Raw genomic sequence first — 20,240 nt, 5'->3', positions numbered from 1 at the left:
AGACCCGCAGCAACACGGTTCAGCCTTCCAGCACCCGCCGCGCCCACTCCACAATCTTCCCCGCAGGCAGCACACCCGATTGGCGAGAGAGCTCCTGCCATGCTGGCGCGCAATGGCACGTTCGGTGTGGAGGGGCTGATCGATGAGGTTGCGGCCCGGGGCTTGCCGATCGCGATGCGATCCGCGCCGGGCGTCGAGACGGTCGTCCCGGTCGTGCTGACGGCCACCGACCGAATCGCGGCGAATGCCGCGAAGCTGGCGGCAGCCGGTGGTGGCAGGGCGATCGTCTCGGCGCTCCTCGCGCTCCTCAACAAGGAGAAGGCGGCGGTCGATCTAGTCGTCATTGTCTTGGACAATGAATCCTGGGTCGATGCGAAGCGGAACGGCCCGACGGCGATGATGCAGGAGTGAACGAAACTGGTAAAGCGGTACCCGCAAGCCAGGCTCGTCTGCATCGACATCGCGCCCTACGGCACCACTCAGGCGATTGGGCAGGCAGCCGGGCGGCCAGAAATCCTGAATGTCGGAGGATTCTCTGACGCGATGTTCGAATGCCTGGCGCGCTTCGTCTCCGGTGAGACGCGTGACTGGGTGAGCATCGTCGAACAGGTGGAGGTTTAAACGAACAGGGCCGTGGCGAATGTCTGACGGACTACATGGCCTATCACGCCCCAGGTACGGGTTCGCATCCCGCTGGATCGCCTAATTGGTCCGTAGTTTAAAGGGTAGAACAGGAGTCGTTCGTCGAACATTCGTCGCCATGGCGCCGATTTACAGCTGGCGCAGGCCGAGCAGTTCGATTCCGCCCCGGAGCAATCCGGCCAGGATGCTCCGGGATGTCTCGCCAAACCTCGTCGCAGGCACCATGAATGAATAGGGGGGCGAAATGACCGAGAGCAGGACTTACGATATTCAGCACGTCGAGGATGGCAGGTCATGCCGCATGGTCGTTCGGTAGGCCGTGGCCAGCGCGATCATGGCTCGTGGGGGGGGGGGCGCCGACTGAGATCGTGGCGGCGTGTGCGACGCTCGTCGAGCGGTTCGACCGGATCACGGCAAAATATCCGCGGTTCAGGAACACCAACCAGCTTACCCATCTGGGGACGCTGGGGACGGGCAACCACTTCATCGAGCTGTGCCTCGATACCGAGCAGCGCGTGTGTATCATGCTCCACTCGGGTTCGCGCGGCGTGGGAAATGCGATCGGCACGTTCTTCATTGAACTGGCCAAGCAGGACATGCGCAAGTGGTTCATCAACCTGCCTGACGAGGATCTGGCCTATTTCCCGGAAGGGGCCGACCATTTCGACGGCTATGTCGAGGCGGTCGAGTGGGCGCAGGACTTCGCGGCATTGAACCGCCGGATGATGATGACCAATGTGATCCGGGGACTGCGCGGCCAGATCGCCAAGCCCTTCGAAGCCGAACTGGAAGCGGTGAACTGCCACCACAACTATGTTCGTTGTGAAAATCATTTCGTCGAAGATGTGTTCGTGACCCGCAAGGGCGCGGTGCGCGCCGCGAAGGGTACGATGGGCATCATCCCCTCGATGGGCGCGAAATCGTTCATCGTGCGCGGTCTCGGCAATGCGGAATCGTTCGAGAGTTGCAGTCATGGCGCGGGGCGCGTGATGTCCCGCACCCAGGCGAAGCCGGTCTCGCTCGACGAGCATATAGCCGATACAGCGGATGTGGAGTGCCGTAAGGACGAGGGCGTCATCGAACGAGATGCCCAAGGCCTACAAGCCGATCGAAGCCGTGATGGCCGCGCAGGCCGATCTGGTAGAGATCGTCCATACGTTGAAACAGGTGTGCGTCAAAGGCTGACGCCTTGGCGCACCCCGCTTCCCGACAGAGGATCATCATGCAGACCGTCACTGACAAAGCCGTTCCCGAGACTGTTCGACGCGAGATCGAGGCACGACTGGACAGCATCGAGCAGACGCATGACGTGCGTATCCTGCTGGCGGTGGAATCCGGTTCGCGCGCATGGGGTTTTCCATCGCCGGACAGCGACTATGATGTGCGTTTCCTGTATGTGCGGTCGCGCCGCTGGTATCTGTCGCTCAAATCCGGACGGGATGTGATCGAGTCGCCGATCGAGGACGAGATCGACCTGAATGGATGGGACATCCGAAAGGCACTAGGCCTCTTGCTGAAGTCCAATGCGGTGGTCGGCGAATGGATCGAAAGCCCGATCCGCTATCGCCCTGATCATCCGGTTGTGGCAAAGCTGTCCGCCCTGGCCGATCGCGCCATGGATATGCGAGCCATGGCCCATCATTATGCCAGTCTGGGCCGCAATGCGGCAGACCGCTGGCTGAAGGATGGCGGTGACGTGCCCGTGAAGAAATATTTCCATGCCCTTCGCCCGGCGCTAGCGATCCGTTGCCTTCGTCTCCATCCGGGCGTGCGTCCGCCAATGAACCTTCAGGCGCTTGTCGAACGATGTGCGCTGCCGGAGGCCGTGCAGGATGAGATTGCGGCATTGGTCGAGGCGAAGCGTCAAAGCAATGAACGCAGCAATGCCACACGCATAGCGGCTCTCGACGTGTTGATCCGTGACGAGCTGTCCCGCGCGGGTGAAGTGGTGGCGAGGGAGGTGAATTCCGACGCCGATACTCAGGCCGAGCAACTCTTTCTTGAATTGGTGGACATATGATCATCATCGACGGATCGGAAGACGAAGGTGGCGGGCAGGTCGTGCACAATGCGTGCGCGCTCTCGATCGTCACCGGCAAGGCCGTCCGGATCGAGGATATCCGCGCCAAGCGGTCGAAGCCGGGGCTCATGCGCTAGCATAGGACCGCGGTCGAGGCGGCGTGCATCATCGGCAATGCCGAGTGCTAGGGACTGCATGTCGGCTCGTCCACGCTGAGCTTCACGCTGGGCGTGTCATACCGGGCGAGTATCAGTTCGCGGTAAGCACGGCAGGGTCCACGGGTCTTGTCCTGCAGACGGTGCTGATGCCGTTACTGCTGGCTGGCGCGCCGTCACGGCTGGTGCTGGAGGGTGGGATTCACAACATGTTCGCCCCGCCGTTCGACTTCATCGCGAAATGCTTCCTGCCGATCATCAACCGTATGGGCCCCAAGGTCGAGGCACGGCTCGTCCGGCACGGTTTCTATCCGCGCAGCGGCGGCCGGATCGAGGTCGATGTCACGCCGGCTCCGTTGCGCGCGATCGATTGTCTGGAGCGCGGGGCCCTCATCGGCGTTAGTGGACAGTGCGTTTGGCCGATCGGAACCCTCTAACAGCAATCAGCCGCGCCTGCTTTCACAATTAAGCCGCATATCGTCCATCTGTCAGCCTTCGCGCCATGCCGAGACCGGCGAGTGCATCAAGGACAGGACGGACGGTAGCGGCGCGCTTGCCTTTGAAGTTGCGGGCAATGTCGTGCGGACCCAGCGGGCTGGAGGCGGCTGCCAGGACGGCCTGCACTGCGCCGACTTGCTCGGCCAGGGTTGCGGGCCAAGAGATGACGTTGCTGGGCGGAGGCATGGAGGCCTCGTCCAGATCGAGCCTTTCCGATACGGGGGCATGATATCCCGGATCCTGGAATTCGGGCCGGAGATATCGGATCAAGCCGCGCGCCTCTTCGGTAGCGCGTTCCTTGTTCAGGGCGACCAGTCGCGCGAGGATGGTCTCGTCGTCCAGCGTTCCGGCGCGGTGTTCTTCGCCCCATCCATAAGCATCGGCCACAGCGGCATCGATCGCGTCGTGATGCCGGTGGATCAGGCTTATTAGTCCGCGGTCATGAATGTCGCGTTCGACCTCGGTCAGGGCGCGTCCCGAGCGTAGTGCTTCCAACACATTATAGAGCTTGGTGAGGGTGAGGTCGACATTGTCCGCAAGGACGCGCTTGCGCAATATATCTAGGTCTTCAGTTTCGTTGCGAATGCGTTCTTTGAGTGCAGCAGGTACTTCAACAGGGAAAGGAAAAGGGTCAAAGCAGCGAGACTTTACATATACCGGGTCATCGCCCATGCCGAGCCGCCCGCCGCTGTGAAGCGCCCAGAGAGTATGGATACTACTAGACAAAATGCCCAACTGGTAGCTGTCCGACAAGGCGATTGTGATAAGCTTGTTGTCGGGCAAGGTCGTGATAGGAAGAAATTGGAAAACGCGATGTTTGGCGGTTTCGATCGTAACGATGTAGCGCGGCAGATCGAGTAGGGCCTTGCGTAATTCGGCTCGCGGTTCGCCGTAGATCCACCAGTTCTCTTTATAGCTCGCGCGATTGTTGTTATCCCGATGCGGTTTTATGGTCGCCAGGATGTGCTGGTAGATCGATGGATAGCGTTCGCGCACCTGATTTTCGGTCAACCCGTACAGGTCGATCGCCATGACATTGCGGGGCCTGGAGGCGAGATCGCGGCCGTTTCGATAAGGGAAGATGACATTCGGCTCGGACGGAAGGCCGAGCCGAATTGGCTGCTGGCTGCTGGCTGCTGGCTGCTGGCTGCTGGCTGCTGGCTGCTGGCTGCTGGCTGCTGGCTGCTGGCTATTATATATAGTGAAGTCTGTCATAAAATCAATAGGAATCAATGAATTAGGTAATAATTTTTGCGCTTCCTCCGGCGTTAGAATGAAGCCGTCGCCGTGCAATTTGACGCCCGGCGAACACAAGCGGTCATTCGCCTTGAGAGGGATGGTGGACGTAAGATCGGCGCCCACACGCAGGTCGCTGCCTATGACCCCCATGCGATGGGTAAATTCGATCCGATCGGGCGCTTCGCGCTCGTCAGCGACAGTGAGCAACAGTCCGTCGGCTTTGCCCGATGCCGCAACCGTCATCGCGATCCGTACCGCCGCGCCATCCTTTTCGTCCACCCAAGGGTGGTTGGGAATGGCAAAGCGCAGGGACAATCCGTCCTTGGCGTCGAGGTGTTTCGCGATCACACGCCGGCTGAACACTTGCGTGATCGAATTGGTGGTGACGAACCCGAAACGGCGGGTTCCGCTTTTGCGAACGGCAAGGGCCGCCTTGTCCCACCAATGCATCACGAAATCAGCGCTCTCGGGTACTTCCGTTGTCCGGAACAAGGCCTCGAAATAGCCCGGCCCGAGCCGGTCGCGTACATCCTTTCCGCCAATGAACGGCGGATTACCGATGATGAAGTCCGCCTTGGGCCATGTAGCCGGGCGGGGATTGACATAGCGATAGAGTTCCACCTGTGCCCGCTCGTCCGGCACCGGACGTCCCGTGACCGGATGCGGCTTCATCGTTTCGCCGTCCCAGCGCGTGATGGGTGCCCCCTGCGCATCGCGTTCGATCTCGCGGTTGTCCCATTCGATCAGGGCATCGCGGTTCTCTATCGTACGGATATCGCGCAATATGGGTTCTGGCGGGGAACGATCCTTGCCGTTCACCCGGAAGTGCCATTGCAAGTAGCCGATCCACAGCACGAGTTGCGCGATCGCTGCGGCGCGCGGGTTGATCTCGATGCCGAGGAAATTCTCGGGCGTGATGGTGTGGCCGGTCAGCTCCGCCACATATTGCCTGTCGCCAAGGTCCATGAGCAGATCGAGAACCTCGCCCTCCAACTCCTTCATGCGTGCCATAGCGACATAGAGGAAGTTGCCGGTGCCGCAGGCCGGGTCCAGCACGCGGACACTGGCGAGGCGCCCATGAAAGGCTTCGACCGTGCGCCGGGCGTCCTCCGCCTTGCCCTGGTCGATCAGTTCGGCGGCGGCGACCCGGACGCCGGCCCAGTCGGCCCGCAGCGGCTCCATGAGCGTCGGGCCGACCAGCCGCTCCACATAAGCGCGGGGTGTATAATGCGCGCCGAGTTTTGCCCGCTCCTTCGGATTGAGGGCCCGCTCGAGCAACGTACCGAAGATGGCTGGCTCGACTTCGGTCCAATCTTTCTGGGCAGCCTCAATCAGCACCTTCAACTCGTCGAGTTCGAGTGGCAGTGCCTGCGTGTCCTTGAACAGATAGCCGTTGAAATGCTTCACCGGAATGCCCAAGCCGGGTGCGAAGTCGCCCCTGTCCATAGCGCGCCAGAGAGCGGAAAGCTGGTGATGCGCATGTTCTGGATGGTCCAGTTGGCCCCGCAGCAGCGTCTTGAAGCTGTCCTGAGGCAGGAGGACGCCAGTGTCCTCGGCAAACATCGTGAACAGCACCCGCATCAGGAAGCTGCTGACTGTCTCGGCGGAATGCCCTCTTGCTTCCAGGCGGCGGGAAACGGTGGCGAGGAGATCGGCGATTTCGCGCGTGACACGCGCTGCCTGCATCGAAGGATCGAGGCGTCTGGGGTCGGTCCAGATCGCAGCGAGCCGCTGGCGCACCTCCGGGTCACGCAGGTCATCGAGCATGATGCGGTAGCGCGCCCGGTCCGGGAACTGGGCATAGGCCTTTCCGGTGCCGGTGAAGTCCGCATGGACCTCGATGCAATGGCCGATATCCGCGATCAGCAGGAAGGGCGGCCAGCCATGATCGGGGGGCAGGGCCTTGGCGTAGCGTTCAGCCTGACCTTTTGCCTGAACCATGGCTTTTGCCCAACCGGGTGTGCCGCGGCGGGCGGTTCCGCGCTTCAGGCGGGCGGATGCGGTCTGGCCGAACAGGTCGAGATCGTCCTCGCCGCGCCCGGCAGCGGCGCGGTCGGCATCGCTGCCTTGCTTGGCTTCGAGGATGAAGGCGTCGCGCTTGTACAGGTCGATGCGGCCGAAGCTGGCCGTGCCGTCGCCATTGTCCTGAAAGACGCGGCGCTCGAAGACATAATCGTTATGGGCATCGTCGGTGCGACTGCCGTTAGGCGGTGGGACGCCGATGAGACGGCACAGGCCATTGATAAAGCTTTGCGTGTTGGCAAGCTCGGAACCGCCCGTGTCGCGCCAGTGCGCGATGAATGCCTCGATCTCGGATTCGTCCCCCATGACGTTGAACCTACGACCCTGGATGCTGGTCGAGCAACAATTTCGTCATCGCCCGCAGGTCGAACACCAAAATCCCTTCGGCGACGGGATGGCGGGGAGAGACGCGTTCATCAATGCCATAAATCACTTCGACAGGAGGAATGGCCTCGTCTATATGCCGGAAAGAGGGCCCGACCGGGGCGACCAGCGCTCCGAAATTTCCACCTCGTCCCACAGGTGCGGGCCGACGACCAGCAGGGCGCTGCCCATGCAGCCGCTCAGGAAGGCCGCTCCGGCCAGAAAGAACTGAAGCGCGGTCATATCGTCCGAGCCATCGGCGGGGATCAGGCGGCACAGCCATGTCCCGGCCGCCCATGCAAGGACCAGCAGGCCGATGCCGCCAAGACGAAGCCCGATATTGGTCGCCAGCCTTTCATGCCTTTTGCTCATGTCCAGACCTCCAGCAGGGAGGCCATTCAATTATACCCCGGCGCATAGCAATTCGAGAGCGAGACAGGCCGTGCCGCATTGAATTTGCGTAAAATTTCAATCCCCGGCGATCCCGGATCCTTCGCCGCCCGCGCGCAGCCGATAGCCGATGCCCAGTTCATTGCCGATGATCCGGGGCCGCTGCGGGTCCGCCTCCAGCTTCTGTCGCAGGCCGCGGACCAGCACGCGCAGATATTCGACATGATGCTCCGCCTCATGCGGCCAGACCTGCTTCATGATCTGGCTGTGGGTGATGACGCGGCCCGGAAACCGGGCGAGCTGGGCGAGCACCGCATATTCCTTCGGCGTCAGATGCACCTCCCGGCCCGCACGGGTGACGGTGCGGGCGAGCAGGTCGATGGTCACGTCGCCCACGGTCAGCGCGGGCACACCACCCTCGCGCGTCATCCGGTTGCGTAGCGCCACCCGCACGCGGGCGAGCAGTTCGTCGGTATCGAACGGCTTGGTCAGATAATCGTCGGCGCCGAGGTCCAGCGCCGCGACCTTCTCTTCCGTCGCATCGCGCGCGGATACGATGATGAGCGTCGTGTCGGACTGCTGCTTGGTCAGCGGCACCAGTTCCAGCCCGTCGCGGTCGGGCAGGCCGAGGTCGAGAATGGTGATCTCCGGCCGTTCCTCCCTCAACAGGCGGAGCGCCTCGCGCGCATTCTCCGCCTCGACCGCCGCATAATCGGCGCGGGCGAGCGCGGCGTGGATCAGCCGCCGGATATGCGGCTCGTCATCGACGATCAGCACTTTATGCCGCGTTTTCATGAGAGTTTCCTGTTGTCCGGATGCGGGATGATGAGCGTCGGGGGAATATGGATGGTGAAGCAGGCGCCGGGCGGATCGCCTTCATTGCCTGCCTCGACCGAAAGGCCCATCGCCTCGGCGAAGCCCTTGACGATGGCAAGGCCGAGTCCCGTGCCGTGCCGCACGCGATCCGACCCTTCGAGGCGGGTGAAGGTTTCGAACACGCGCGTCTCCTGCCCGGCGGGGATGCCCGGCCCCTGATCGACCACCGACAGCAATATGGCGTCGGGCGTTCGCCGGCCCCGCACGGTGATCGGCGTGCCGGGATCGGCGTAACGCCCGGCATTGTCGAGCAGGTTGATGAGGCAATGGTGCAGCAGCACCGGGTCGAGCCGCACCAGCGGGATGGTAGGGGAAATGTCGACGACGACCTCATGCCCGGCGAGCGACGTCCGCGTGTCGTGCACCGCCCCGGCGACGGCGTCGAACAGGTCGGTCGCCTCCGGCGTCATCGGCAGCGCGCCCGCCTCCACCCGCACCATGTCGAGCAGATTGGCGACGAAGCGGTTCAATCGCCGCGCTTCCGTCTCCACCGTGTCGGCCAGCGCCGGGGACGGATGCAGCTTCATCTCCTGCGCGGCGGACAGGATGGTGGTGATCGGCGTGCGCAGATCGTGGCTGACCGAGGACAGCAGCGCCGAGCGCAGACGATCGCGCTCCCCGATCTGCCGGGCCTTCAGCGTCTCCTCCTCCAGCGCCATGCGGTCGAACGCGATCGATGCCTGGTCGAGCAGGCTCATCAGCAGCGGCACCTGATCGGACCGCAGCGGCTCGCCCGCATCCTCCCGCGCCATGCCGAGCACGCCGAGCACGCCCCGGCTGGTGCGCAACGGATGAAACAGCCAGTCGGACGCGGTGAGCGTGGTAGAGCCGCGTCCGGCGGGCTGCTCATTGTCCATCGCCCATTGGGCGGCGGCGCGCTCTATATCCTCCAGCCGGTCCTCTGGCGGCACGGCGGCGCTCAGCACCAGACCGCCGGCGGAAGGCAGCAGCAGCACGGTGCGCACGTCGAGCAGGCGGCCGACCTCCGCACAGATCGCGTGCATCAGCTCTTCCTGACTGGTGGAGGCGGTCAACTGGCGCGAAAAGCTGGCCAGCGCCGCATTCTGGCGCGCGCTCGACCCGGCGAGGTCGGCCTGCGCGCGCACGCCTGCCGCAAACTGGCTGGTCACGATCGCGACGCCCAGCAGCACGAGGATGCTGACGATATTCTCGGGATTGTTGACCGACAATGTGCCGGTCGGCGGCAGGAAGAAGAAATTATAGGCGAGGCTGGATGCGATCCCGGCGAACAGGCCCGCCCGAAGCCCGAAGGTCGCCGCCGCGAACATCACCGGGACGAGGTAGAGCAGCGAGATATTGCCGAGGTCGATGATCTCCAGCAGCAAGCGCCCGATCGCCGTCATCAGCACGACCATCGCCAGCGTCCAGCCATAGTCCGACCCGCGCCCTTTCCGGCCGGGCAGGCGCGAGCCTTGAGGCGGGGTTTCCTGCGCCGGCCCCTCGGACGGCAGGACATGGACGGCGACCTGGCCGGTGATCCGCACCAGCCTGTCCACGACCGATCCATGGCGCAGCTCGAACCAGCGCGAGCGATGGGACTTGCCGATGACGATCTGCGTCGCATGGGCGTCGCGCGCGAAATGGCGCAGCCCTTCCACCACATCGGCGGCCGGGATGCTGGCGGTCGATGCGCCGAGCCGCGACGCCAGCGCCAGCGTGTCGGCCAGTTGGCGGCGGTCCGCGTCGGAGAAATGCTCGTCGCGCCGGGTTTCGATATGCACGGCGGTCCATGGCGCCCGCAACGCGTCGGCAAGCCGCTTGCCCGCGCGCACCAGCCCCGTGGCGTGCGCCTGTTCGCTGACGGCGACGACTAGGCGTTCGCCGACCGCGAAGCTGCCGGCCAGCGCATGGGCGCGGACATGATCGAGCATCTGCGCGTCGACCGCCTGCGCGGCGCGTCGCAGCGCCAGTTCCCGCAGCGCGGTGAGGTTGGATTTGGAGAAGAAATGGCCGAGCGCCCGGCTTGCTTCCTCCGGGATGTAGACCTTGCCTTCCTTCAGCCGTTCGATCAGCTCGTCGGGCGGGATGTCCACCACCTCGATCTCGGCCCGTTCGAGAATGCTGTCGGGCACCGTCTCCCGCACCCGGACCCGCGTGAACGAGGCGACGATATCGTTGAGGCTTTCGACATGCTGGATGTTGAGGGTCGAATAGACGTCGATCCCGGCGTCCAGCAATTCCTCGACATCCTGATAGCGCTTGGGGTGGCGGCTGCCCGGCGCGTTGGTATGCGCGAGTTCGTCCACCAGCACGAGCCGGGGATGGCGTTCGAGGATCGCGTCTATGTCCATCTCGCCGAGGCTGTGTCCCTGATGGTCGACCTGCCTGCGCGGGATGATCTCATAGCCATGGACCAGCACCTCCGTTTCGCGCCGCCCATGGGTTTCCACCACGCCGATGACGACATCGACGCCCGCCTCCTTGCGCTGGCGGCCGTCGTCCAGCATTTCCCATGTCTTGCCGACGCCGGGCGCGGCGCCGAGAAAGACCTTGAGACGACCGCGACCCTCCTGCGCCGCGTGGCGCAGCAGGGCCTCGGGGGAAGGACGGTCGATGTCGTTCACGTCACCGGTTTAGCGCGAAGTGCGTCCAGCCGTCGATTGAGATCGAGCAGATTGACGCGCGGTTCGCCGAGGAAGCCGAGCAGCGGCCGCTCTATGCCGTCCTCGACCAGCGCGCGGACGGTCGCGGGGTCGAGACGGCGCGCCCGCGCCACCCGGTCCGCCTGATAGAAAGCCGCCTCGGGGCTGATATGGGGGTCCAGCCCCGAGGCGGAGGATGTCACCAGATCGGGAGGGACGGGGCGACCCGGTGCAACCGCTTGCCATTTCTCCACATCGCCCTTCACCCGGTCGGCCAGCGCCCGAGAGGTCGGGCCGAGGTTGGAGCCGGAGGAGGCAAGGCCGTCATAGCCCCCGCCCGCCGCCGAAGGGCGCGTGTTGAAATAGCGATCCGAAGTGAAAGCCTGCCCGGCGACGGCCGAACCGATGATTCTCTCCCCCTCGCGCACCAGCGAGCCGTTGGCCTGATACGGGAAGAGCGCCTGGCCGATGCCGGTCAGCGCCAGCGGATAGACGATGCCGAGCAGCAGCGCGAACAGCAGCGTCATGACGAAGGCGGGACGCAGGGAGGTCAGCAAATCCTTGTTCATGGTTCGTCTCCTTCAGGCGAGGCCGAGGCCGTTCACGGCCAGATCGATGAGCTTGATGCCGATAAAGGGCGCGACGAGGCCGCCAAGGCCATAGAGGGCGAGGTTGCGCGCCAGCAGCGGACCCGCCCCCATCGGGCGGTAGGTGACGCCCCGCAGCGCCAGCGGCACGAGGCAGGGGATGATGAGCGCGTTGAAGATGATCGCGGAAAGGATCGCGCTCTGCGGCGTCGCCAGCCCCATGATGTTGAGCGCCGCCAGCCCCGGATAGAGTGCGACGAACATCGCCGGGATGATCGCGAAATATTTGGCGACGTCATTGGCGACCGAAAAGGTGGTGAGCGCGCCGCGCGTCATCAGCAATTGCTTGCCGAGGCCCACCACCTCGATCAGCTTGGTCGGATCGCTGTCGAGATCGACCATATTGCCCGCCTCGCGCGCGGCCTGCGTGCCGGTGTTCATCGCCACGCCGACATCGGCCTGCGCGAGGGCAGGCGCGTCGTTGGTGCCGTCGCCGCACATGGCGACGAGGCGCCCGCCCTGCTGTTCCTTGCGAATGAGGGCCAGCTTGTCCTCCGGCGTCGCCTGCGCGAGGAAATCGTCGACGCCCGCCTCGGCGGCGATGGAGGCGGCGGTCAGCGGATTGTCGCCGGTGATCATCACCGTGCGGATGCCCATCTGCCGCAGCTCGCCGAACCGTTCGCGAATGCCCGCCTTGACGATATCCTTGAGAAAGATCGCGCCCAGCAGCCGCCCGTCCTTCGCCACGGCCAGCGGCGTGCCGCCCGCCCGCGCGATGTCGTCGGTGATGCGGCGCAGCTCGGTCGCCGCCGCCGTCCCGCCCGCGCCGGGATTGGCCTTGAGGATGGAATCGACCGCGCCTTTCTGGATGACGGAGCCATGGATGCCGACGCCGGACAGGCGGGTCTGGGCGGTGAAGGGGATGATCCGCGCATCATCGGGCAAGGCCACCCCCGCGCAGCCGAACGTCTCCCGCGCGAGCTGGACGATGGAGCGGCCTTCCGGCGTTTCGTCGGCAAGGCTCGCCAGCAGCGCGGCCTCCGCCAGCGCGGCGGCGGAGGTGCCGCCCACCGGGCGGAACTCGGTCGCCTGCCGGTCGCCCACGGTGATGGTGCCGGTCTTGTCGAGCAGCAGCACATCGACATCGCCCGCCGCCTCGACCGCGCGACCGGATTTGGCCAGCACGTTGAAGCGGACGAGCCGGTCCATGCCCGCAATGCCGATCGCCGACAGCAGGGCCGCGATGGTCGTGGGGATGAGGGTGATGAGCAGCGCGGCGAGGATCGCCACCGGCACGCTGCCGCCCGCATAGCTGGCGAAGCCCGGTATCGTGCCCACCGCGATCAGGAAGATGATGGTGAGGCCGACCAGCAGCAGCGTCAGCGCGATCTCATTGGGCGTCTTTTGCCGCTCCGCGCCTTCGACCAGCGCGATCATCCGGTCGAGGAAGCCTTGCCCCGGATTGACCGTCACCCGCACGCGGATGCGGTCGGACAGGACGCGCGTGCCCGCCGTCACCGCGGACCGGTCCCCGCCCGCCTCGCGGATCACCGGCGCGCTCTCGCCGGTGATCGCGGCCTCGTTGACGGAGGCGACGCCTTCCACCACCTCGCCGTCGGAGGGGATGAGGTCGCCGGTTTCCACCAGCACCACATCCCCGGCGCGGAGCGCGCTGGCGGGCACGGTTTCATAGGCGTCGCCGCCGCCCTTCAGGCGTCTGGCGGTCAGCTCCGCCCTCGTCGCGCGCAGCGAGGCCGCCTGCGCCTTGCCGCGCCCCTCGGCCAGCGCCTCGGCGAAGGTGCCGAAGAGGACCGTGAGCCATAACCAGACCACCAGCTGCAGCTTGAAGCCGGGGGCAAGGCCGTCCCGACCGATCAGGAGCAGCAGGGTCAGCAGCAGCGCGACCGTCGCGGTGGTGAACATCACCGGGTTGCGGATCAGCTCCCGCGGGTCGAGCTTGTGGAAGGCGTCTCGACAGGCGGGAAGGATCAGGTCGGCCGTGAACAGGGATTTTTGCGTGGAACGAGCCATGTGCGGGGTTCCTCAGAAAAGCTGGCCATGGATCATCGCGAGATGATCGGCGACGGGACCAAGGGCGAGGCCGGGCAGGAAGGTGAGGCCGCCCAAAATCAGGATGATGCCGACGAGCAGGCCGGTCCACAGCGGCCCGGTGGTCGGGAAGCTGCCCGCCGTTTCCGGCGTATATTTCTTCGCGGCGAGGCTGCCCGCTATCGCCAGCATCGGCACGATGATGAAGAAGCGGCCGATCCACATCGCGACGCCCAGCAGCCCGTTGTAGAAGGGCGTGTTGGCGCTGAGGCCCGCAAAGGCCGAGCCGTTGTTCGCCACCGCGGAGGTGAAGGCGTAGAGGATTTCGGAAAATCCGTGCGGCCCCTTGTTGAGCGGCCCGGCAAGGCCAGCGGGCAGCACCGAGGCGAGCGCGGTGAAGCCGAGGATGACGAGCGGCAGCACCGCGATCGCCAGCACGGCGAGCTTCACCTCGCGGCTCTCGATCTTCTTGCCGACATATTCGGGCGTGCGCCCCACCATCAGCCCGGCGACGAACACGGCGAGGATCGCGAACAGCAGGAAGCCGTATATCCCCGCGCCGACCCCGCCGATCACCACCTCGCCAAGCTGCATGTTGAACAGCGGGACAAGCCCGCCGATCGCCGTGAAGCTGTCGTGCATCGCATTGACCCCGCCGCAGCTCGCCGCCGTGGTGACGACCGAGAACAGCGCGGAGGCGGCGATGCCGAAGCGCACCTCCTTGCCCTCCATATTGCCGCCCGCGACGCCCAGATCATGCAGCACGGGGTTGCCCGCCGCTTCCTGCCAATAGGTGATGGTGGCGCCCGCGAGGAAGAGGATCATCATCGCGGCCAGGATCGCCCAGCCCTGCCGGGAATTGCCGACCGCCTTGCCGAAGGTGAAGGTCAGGCCCGCGCCGATCAGGAGGATCGAGAGCATCTGCACGAAATTGGTCAGCGCCGTCGGATTTTCGAACGGATGGGCGCTGTTGGCGTTGAAGAAGCCGCCGCCATTGGTGCCCAGCATCTTGATCGCTTCCTGACCGGCGACCGGACCGAGCGCGAGCGTCTGCTTCACGCCTTCCAGCGTTGTCACGTCGACCGAGCCGGCCAGCGTCTGCGGCACGCCGCTCGCGATGTAGAACAGCGCGACGACGACGCAGAGCGGCAGCAGCAGATAGAGGGTGACGCGCGTGCAGTCCGCCCAGAAATTGCCGATGGTCGCCGCGCTCCGCCGCGCGAAGCCCCGGAACAGCGCGAAGGCGAGTGCGATGCCGGTCGCCGCCGACAGGAAATTGTGGATGGCAAGGCCCAGCATCTGGCTGAGGTTCGACAGGGTCGATTCCCCAGCATAGCTCTGCCAGTTGGTGTTGGTGGTGAAGCTGATCGCGGTGTTGAACGCCAGATGCGCGCTCGTCCCCTCATGGCCGGACGGATTGAGCGGCAAAACGCCCTGAAGCCGCAGCAGCGCATAGGTGAAGAGCATCAGCACCGCGTTGAAGATCAGCATATGCACCGCATAGCGGCGCCAGCCCTGTTCCTCCTCCGGATCGATGCCGGAAAGGCGGTAGAAACCCCGCTCTACCGGGCCGAGCAGCCGGTGCAACGGGGTGGATCGTCCTTCGTACAGCGCGAAGAGCCAGAGTCCCACCGGCTTTGCCAGCGCGATCAGAAGGCCGGTGAAGGCGAGAATGAGAAGCCATCCTTCCATCGTCATGACGGCCTCCCCCTAAAAGCGTTCGGGCCGCGCGAGCACGGCGACGAGATAGACGAGAAGGCCGATCGCGGTGACGCCCGCGAGCCATAGGTCGATTGTCATGGGCGCCGCTCTCCTCATGCCTCTTCGCACAGGCGGACATAGGCAAGGCCCGCCGCCAGCAGGGCGAGGGCGACGCCGATCCAGATAAGATCCTGCATGGTTCTGCTCCCGCAGGACGCCCGCCGCCACACCTGCGGCGCGAAACGTCTGCGGTTGTTCAATTAGGCGATATGGGCATTTGAATTCGAGACGCGGGAAAGGCGCCTCGCATAGTATTTGCATATGAATTTTACAGGACCGCCGAATTTAGCGGAAGCGCCTCTACGACATGACATTGCCGCAGGCGCCTTCTTCACGGCTGGCGCGCGCCTGGGTAGAGGCCTGTTTGGCAGACGGGCGCCGGCTATACCGGCGCGCTGAAGCCGCCGATCTTGTGCACCATCAGGGGGTCGAAAATGGCCGCGATGGTGCGCGCATAGGGCAGGGCGTCGGGGTCAAGGCGGATCCGCCCCGCGTCGATGCGTATCAGCCCGCGCTGCTCGAATTCCTCGAGCCTCTCGGTCTGGGCCGGGGAAAGGTCGTCCGGCAGGGCGCCGTCGCCGTGGCAGAGTATGTCGCTGATGAGCGCGCCGCAGCGACGGCTGGCCGCGCTGCGCACGATGCCGCGCTCGACCGGGAAGCGCCCGGCGGCGACGGCGGTGCGATAGACGCCCGCATTCTTCGCATTCTGCGCGTAAAGCCCAGGAAACTGGCTGATCGCCGAGGCGCCGAGGCCGATCAGATGCCCCGCGCTGTCATCGGTGAAGCCCTGGAAATTGCGGTGCAGCCGATGCTCCTGCGCGGCGATGGCGAGCGGATCGCCGGGCCGGGCGAAATGGTCGAAACCCACCGGCTGATAGCCATGGGCGACGAGGTAATCATGGCCCATCTCCGCCATTTCGAACCGTTCCTTCTCGTCCGGCAGGGCGGAGGCGTCGATCCGCCGCTGGCGCGCGATCAGATGGGGCACATGGGCATAGCCGAACAGCGCGACGCGATCGGGCGACAGGTCGATCGTGCGCTCCAGCGTTTCCATCAGGACGGCGCGGTCCTGGTGCGGCAGGCCGTACATCAGGTCGAAATTGAGCGACTGCACCCCCGCCTCGCGCAGCGAGCCGGTCAGGCTCTCGATATGGTGCCAGGGCTGCACCCGGCCGATCGCCGCCTGCACCTTCGGGTCGAAGGACTGCACGCCCATGCTGGCATAGCGCACCCTGGCGGCGCGCAGCACGTTCAGCCAGCCGGCGGAGACGTGGCGCGGGTCGATCTCTATCGACAGCAGGGGGTTTTCGGCGTGGAAGGCGACCATGATGTCGCCGAGCAGGCGGACGAAATCCAGCGGCTCTATCGCATTCGGGCTGCCCCCGCCGAAGGCGATGCGCGCCACCTGCCCCCGGCCGCCCAGATGCTCGGCGACCATCGCGATTTCCTCGTGCAGCGCGTCGAGATAGGCTTCGAGGCGCGAGCGCCGGTTGGACCGCGCGGTGTTGCAGCCGCAATACCAGCATATCTCCTCGCAAAAGGGGATGTGCACATAGAGGGAAACCGGCGTGCCGGGCGCCACCTCATCCAGCGCGGCGCGGAACTGGTCCTCCCCGACGCTTTCATCGAAATCCGCCGCCGTGGGATAGCTGGTGTAGCGCGGCACCGGCCGTCGCAGAAGCTCTGGATAATGGGTCCACATGCCCCCCGATGTGCCGCTTCTTCCCGCCCCCGTCCTTGAGGAAGATCAAAATCCGCGTTGCCGCCGGTCAAGGAAGCGCCGGCCGCCATTCCCTAGCTGGCGATCAGCGGCTCACGAGCCGCGAAGACGCCATAACGATAGGGAGATTTGGCATGGACAGAAAATTTGGATGGGCGGCCGGCGCCATGATGCTGGCGCTGGCAGGGGTGCCCGTCGGGGTCCGGGCGCAGGAAGGACAGGGGAAATGGCAGGTGAAGCTGCTCGGCACGGCGGTCCTGCCCGACGGCAAGATCAAGAGCGTCGAGAACAACGCGGCCGGGATTCCCGCCGCCACGCAGAGCAAGGCCAATGACAATGTGGTGCCGACGCTGGCGGTCGAATATTTCCTCACGCCCAATGTGTCGGTGGAGACCATCTGCTGCCTGACGCAGCATGATGTCGACGGCCGGGGCGCGCTGCCGGGCACGGAACTGGTCGCGGACGCGAAGATATTGCCCGCGACCGTCACGCTCAAATATCATCTGCCGCTCGGCGCGATCAAACCCTATGTCGGCGCGGGGCCGACCTATTTCATCTTCATCGACGAGAAATCCGGCGCGACAACGAAGGCGCTGGGCCTGCCGCGCGCGCGGCTGAACGACAAGGTCGGCGCGGTGGTGCAGGCGGGCGTCGATGTGGCGCTGGGCACCGGCGGCTTCGGCCTGTCGCTCGACGCCAAGCGCTATTTCGTGCGGCCGACCGCCCACTGGTTCACCGCCGCCGGAACGGAGGTGCTGGAAACGCGGCACAAGCTCGATCCGTGGGTGTTGAGCGCCGGGGTCAGCTATCGCTTTTAGGACGGCCGACATTGACCTACGGTCGCCTACGGCTTCAGCGCTGACGGGCTGCAAATAGCGGCTTTCTGCGTTTCCGGTGCTCACGACCCTTTAGGTCGCTGCGCGCCGGGTCGCAAAAACCCGCTATGTTGGCCTACGGCCGTCTGCGACTCCGCCACGTCATCATCTGAATGACGATCCGCCCCAGAGTCCGGACAGCGAGAAAAGGCCGCCTTGCCGTGGGGGAAGGCGGCCTTTTCCGTGCGCGCGGGGTCAGAGCCAGCCGGCGGTCTGCGCCAGCAGCCACAGGCCGATGAAGAGGAACAGCAGCGCGGCGACGATCCGCACGACCTTGAGCGGCACGCGCTTTATCAACTCGTTGCCGAGGAACACCGCCGGGACATTGGCGATCATCATGCCGATGGTCGTGCCCGCCATCACCGCCAGCACGTCGCGGAACTGGGCGCCCAGCGCGACGGTCGCGATCTGGGTCTTGTCGCCCATCTCCACCAGGAAGAAGGCGATCAGCGTGGTGAGGAACGCGCCGAAGCGCGGGGGCTTGCGGTCCTCATCCTCCTCGAACGTGTCGGGGATCAGCGTCCAGCCCGCCATCAGGATGAAGGAGAGGGCGATCAGATAGCGGAACCATTGCCCGTCGAGAATGGCGGCGGCCTGCTCGCCCACCAAGGCAGCGAGGAAATGATTGGCCAGCGTCGCGAAGAAGATGCCCGCGACGATGGGCAGCGGGCGCCTGAACCGGGTTGCGAGCAGGATCGCCAGCAATTGCGTCTTGTCGCCGATTTCGGCGAAGGCGACGATGGCGGTGGAGGTGAAGAGGGCTTCCAAAATCCAGTCTCCGGGCCGGGCGATCGACAAGACAACGGCACTGCATTTCCCGCCCGGCAAGGCGGAAATGCGGTGCCATTGGTCTCGCCCGAACGGTTGCCCGTCCCCTGTGCGCCATGGCCTCTCGACCAAGTATGTTGACGCGCAGGCCCGCGCTTTCCCGCGCGGCTGGCTACTCCCCAGATGACGGGGCTTTACCTAAGGGCGAGGAAGCGGAAAGGCAAGGGATTATGTCTGCCGACCGAGGTGGGTGGATAGCAGACCTCTCCCCTCCGTTCGCCCTGAGCTTGTCGAAGGGCTGCTTTTCTCTTGGGGCAAGAACAAGGACAGGGCTTCGACAGGCTCAGCCCGAACGGTTTCTTTATCACGCCGAAAGCGGCTATTCAGCCCCTGCGCCAAGGCGCAGGCGACGGCGCGCCCGCGCCCGTTCAGAGCGTGGCGTTCGCGGCGATGTCGCTGAGCGCGGTGCGGTCGAGGATTTCGATCCGGCGGCGGCTGGGGACGGCGATGATCTTCTGCGCCTTGAAATCGTTGAGGCGGCGGCTCACCGTCTCGATGGTGAGGCCTAGGATATCGGCGATCTGCTGGCGGCCGAAGGGCAGGTCGAAGCCGTCGGCCGGGCTGTTGCCGCAACTGCCGCCCGGCGTCAGCCGCTCCGACATGTCGAGCAGGAAATTGGCGAGCTTTTCCGACGCGGTCATGCGGCCGAGCAGCAGCAGCCAGCGGCGGGTGCGGTCCAGCTCGCCCAGCGTGCGCTCCAGCAGCTTGTGCTCCAGCTCCGGGTGCTCGCGCGCGAACCGCTCGAAATCGCTGCTGGAGAAGGTGCAGACATGCGCGTCGGTCAGTGCGGTCACATTATGCTGGACGCGCGTGCCGAACGGGCGTCCGATGAAGTCGGAAGGGTAGACCACGCCGACGATCTGCTCGCGCCCGTCGCTCAGCGAGGTGGAAAGCTTCAGCACGCCGTCGATCACATTGGCGACGAGCATCGAATCCTCGCCCTCCCAGATCAGCGTCTGTCCGGGGACGAGGCGATGGTGCCGTCCGATCCTGCCCAGCGCGGTGACCTCATCGACTTCCAGCGCGGAGCAGATGGCCCGGTTTCTTACATAGCATGTGGCGCAATGGTCCATGTGCGGCCTGTAGCAGCGCGACCTTTCCCTGACAATCGCCCACTAACGATTCGGTCCCGCGCGCGGCCGGCGAGGAAGGGCTTGCTTCCGGCCGGGGCGGCGGGGCATAGCGCGGACCCTGTTCGACAGTTTTTGAGCGGAGGACATGCGCATGGCGGACCGGCCCACCCTGTATGGAATACCCAATTGCGATACGATCAAGAAAGCGCGCAAATGGCTGGAGGACAAAGGAATCGTCTATGAGTTCCACGATTACAAGAAGGCCGGGATAGACGCGGACCGGCTGCGTGGATGGGTCGCGGAGTTGGGGTGGGAGACGGTGCTGAACCGCGCCGGGACGACGTTCCGCAAGCTGCCGGACGCGGACCGGGAAAATATCGACGCCGACAAGGCGGTCGCCCTGATGCTGGCCAATCCGTCGATGATCAAGCGGCCGGTGCTCGATCTGGGCGACCGGCGAATCGCCGGTTTCAAGGCGGAAAACTATGAGTCCGCCTTTTCCTGAGCGGAAAGGTTGAAATTTAGGATTTTTGCCGCGA

General features: G+C 64.9%; 18 protein-coding genes, 1 pseudogene and 1 riboswitch. Of the genes and pseudogenes, 8 read left to right on the top strand and 11 right to left on the bottom strand.

All coding sequences use genetic code 11. From position 1 onward, the window contains the following. Positions 1–99: 99 nt before the first annotated feature. The 6 genes and pseudogenes from GGR43_RS11945 to GGR43_RS23760 all read left to right on the top strand — a co-directional run bounded on the left by GGR43_RS11945 (position 100) and on the right by GGR43_RS23760 (position 3,254). Positions 100–411 (top strand): hypothetical protein, encoded by a 312-nt coding sequence (locus GGR43_RS11945; RefSeq protein WP_188072179.1) that lies wholly within the window; start codon positions 100–102, stop codon positions 409–411. Positions 412–926: 515 nt separating this feature from the next. Next, positions 927–1,667, top strand: a pseudogene (locus GGR43_RS11940) (RtcB family protein); the annotation flags it as partial. Positions 1,668–1,728: 61 nt separating this feature from the next. Further along, positions 1,729–1,827: an RtcB family protein gene (locus GGR43_RS23770; RefSeq protein WP_281392482.1), complete on the top strand. Its 99-nt coding sequence runs from the start codon at positions 1,729–1,731 to the stop codon at positions 1,825–1,827. Between the two features lie 37 nt (positions 1,828–1,864). After that, entirely contained in the window at positions 1,865–2,662 is a 798-nt protein-coding gene (locus GGR43_RS11935) for a nucleotidyltransferase domain-containing protein (RefSeq protein WP_188072178.1), read from the top strand. After that, positions 2,659–2,799: an RNA 3'-terminal phosphate cyclase gene (locus tag GGR43_RS23765; protein ID WP_281392481.1), complete on the top strand. Its 141-nt coding sequence runs from the start codon at positions 2,659–2,661 to the stop codon at positions 2,797–2,799. Before GGR43_RS11935 ends, GGR43_RS23765 begins: the two co-directional genes overlap by 4 nt. A gap of 23 nt (positions 2,800–2,822) precedes the next feature. Then, positions 2,823–3,254 carry an RNA 3'-terminal phosphate cyclase gene (locus GGR43_RS23760; RefSeq protein ID WP_343054486.1) on the top strand — a complete coding sequence of 144 codons (432 nt, stop codon included), beginning with the start codon at positions 2,823–2,825 and terminating at the stop codon, positions 3,252–3,254. Between the two features lie 28 nt (positions 3,255–3,282). Here GGR43_RS23760 and GGR43_RS11925 read toward each other — a convergent pair whose 3' ends face one another. The 9 genes from GGR43_RS11925 to hemN all read right to left on the bottom strand — a co-directional run bounded on the left by GGR43_RS11925 (position 3,283) and on the right by hemN (position 16,907). Then, positions 3,283–6,882 (bottom strand): class I SAM-dependent DNA methyltransferase, encoded by a 3,600-nt coding sequence (locus GGR43_RS11925; RefSeq protein ID WP_188072177.1) that lies wholly within the window; start codon positions 6,880–6,882, stop codon positions 3,283–3,285. A 150-nt stretch (positions 6,883–7,032) separates the two neighbouring features. Then, complete coding sequence (locus GGR43_RS11920) at positions 7,033–7,311, bottom strand: hypothetical protein (protein ID WP_188072176.1); 279 nt, start codon at positions 7,309–7,311, stop codon at positions 7,033–7,035. 96 nt (positions 7,312–7,407) lie between these two features. Then, a complete protein-coding gene (locus GGR43_RS11915; protein ID WP_188072175.1) occupies positions 7,408–8,124 on the bottom strand; it encodes a response regulator in 717 nt (238 codons plus the stop codon). Continuing rightward, positions 8,121–10,790 carry a sensor histidine kinase gene (locus GGR43_RS11910; RefSeq protein WP_188072174.1) on the bottom strand — a complete coding sequence of 890 codons (2,670 nt, stop codon included), beginning with the start codon at positions 10,788–10,790 and terminating at the stop codon, positions 8,121–8,123. Before GGR43_RS11910 ends, GGR43_RS11915 begins: the two co-directional genes overlap by 4 nt. Next, positions 10,787–11,377 (bottom strand): potassium-transporting ATPase subunit KdpC, encoded by a 591-nt coding sequence (kdpC, locus tag GGR43_RS11905; RefSeq protein WP_188072173.1) that lies wholly within the window; start codon positions 11,375–11,377, stop codon positions 10,787–10,789. The genes GGR43_RS11910 and kdpC overlap by 4 nt, the downstream gene beginning before the upstream one ends. Positions 11,378–11,389: 12 nt before the next feature. Continuing rightward, positions 11,390–13,426 (bottom strand): potassium-transporting ATPase subunit KdpB, encoded by a 2,037-nt coding sequence (kdpB, locus tag GGR43_RS11900; RefSeq protein WP_188072172.1) that lies wholly within the window; start codon positions 13,424–13,426, stop codon positions 11,390–11,392. A 12-nt stretch (positions 13,427–13,438) separates the two neighbouring features. Then, a complete protein-coding gene (gene kdpA / locus GGR43_RS11895) occupies positions 13,439–15,142 on the bottom strand; it encodes a potassium-transporting ATPase subunit KdpA (RefSeq protein WP_188072171.1) in 1,704 nt (567 codons plus the stop codon). A 12-nt stretch (positions 15,143–15,154) separates the two neighbouring features. Then, positions 15,155–15,244 carry a K(+)-transporting ATPase subunit F gene (gene kdpF, locus GGR43_RS11890; RefSeq protein WP_188072170.1) on the bottom strand — a complete coding sequence of 30 codons (90 nt, stop codon included), beginning with the start codon at positions 15,242–15,244 and terminating at the stop codon, positions 15,155–15,157. Positions 15,245–15,587: 343 nt separating this feature from the next. Further along, positions 15,588–16,907, bottom strand: a complete 1,320-nt coding sequence (gene hemN, locus GGR43_RS11880; protein ID WP_188072168.1) for an oxygen-independent coproporphyrinogen III oxidase — start codon at positions 16,905–16,907, stop codon at positions 15,588–15,590. 152 nt (positions 16,908–17,059) lie between these two features. On the opposite strand from hemN, the gene GGR43_RS11875 reads away from it, so the two are divergent. Next, positions 17,060–17,743, top strand: coding sequence for an OmpW/AlkL family protein (locus GGR43_RS11875; protein WP_188072166.1), 684 nt, complete (start codon positions 17,060–17,062; stop codon positions 17,741–17,743). Positions 17,744–17,995: 252 nt separating this feature from the next. Here GGR43_RS11875 and GGR43_RS11870 read toward each other — a convergent pair whose 3' ends face one another. Then, entirely contained in the window at positions 17,996–18,568 is a 573-nt protein-coding gene (locus GGR43_RS11870; RefSeq protein WP_188072165.1) for a TMEM165/GDT1 family protein, read from the bottom strand. Positions 18,569–18,579: 11 nt separating this feature from the next. Further along, positions 18,580–18,772: riboswitch (yybP-ykoY riboswitch) on the bottom strand. A gap of 224 nt (positions 18,773–18,996) precedes the next feature. Next, on the bottom strand, positions 18,997–19,701 hold the full coding sequence (locus GGR43_RS11865; RefSeq protein WP_188072164.1) for a Crp/Fnr family transcriptional regulator: 705 nt from the start codon (positions 19,699–19,701) through the stop codon (positions 18,997–18,999). A gap of 151 nt (positions 19,702–19,852) precedes the next feature. On the opposite strand from GGR43_RS11865, the gene GGR43_RS11860 reads away from it, so the two are divergent. After that, positions 19,853–20,206 (top strand): ArsC family reductase, encoded by a 354-nt coding sequence (locus GGR43_RS11860; RefSeq protein ID WP_188072163.1) that lies wholly within the window; start codon positions 19,853–19,855, stop codon positions 20,204–20,206. Positions 20,207–20,240 lie beyond the last annotated feature (34 nt).

Source organism: Sphingobium jiangsuense, assembly GCF_014196495.1.
Lineage (GTDB): Bacteria > Pseudomonadota > Alphaproteobacteria > Sphingomonadales > Sphingomonadaceae > Sphingobium > Sphingobium jiangsuense.
Note: the sequence above shows the minus strand (reverse complement) of the source record. Positions and strands in the feature narration are given on the sequence as shown.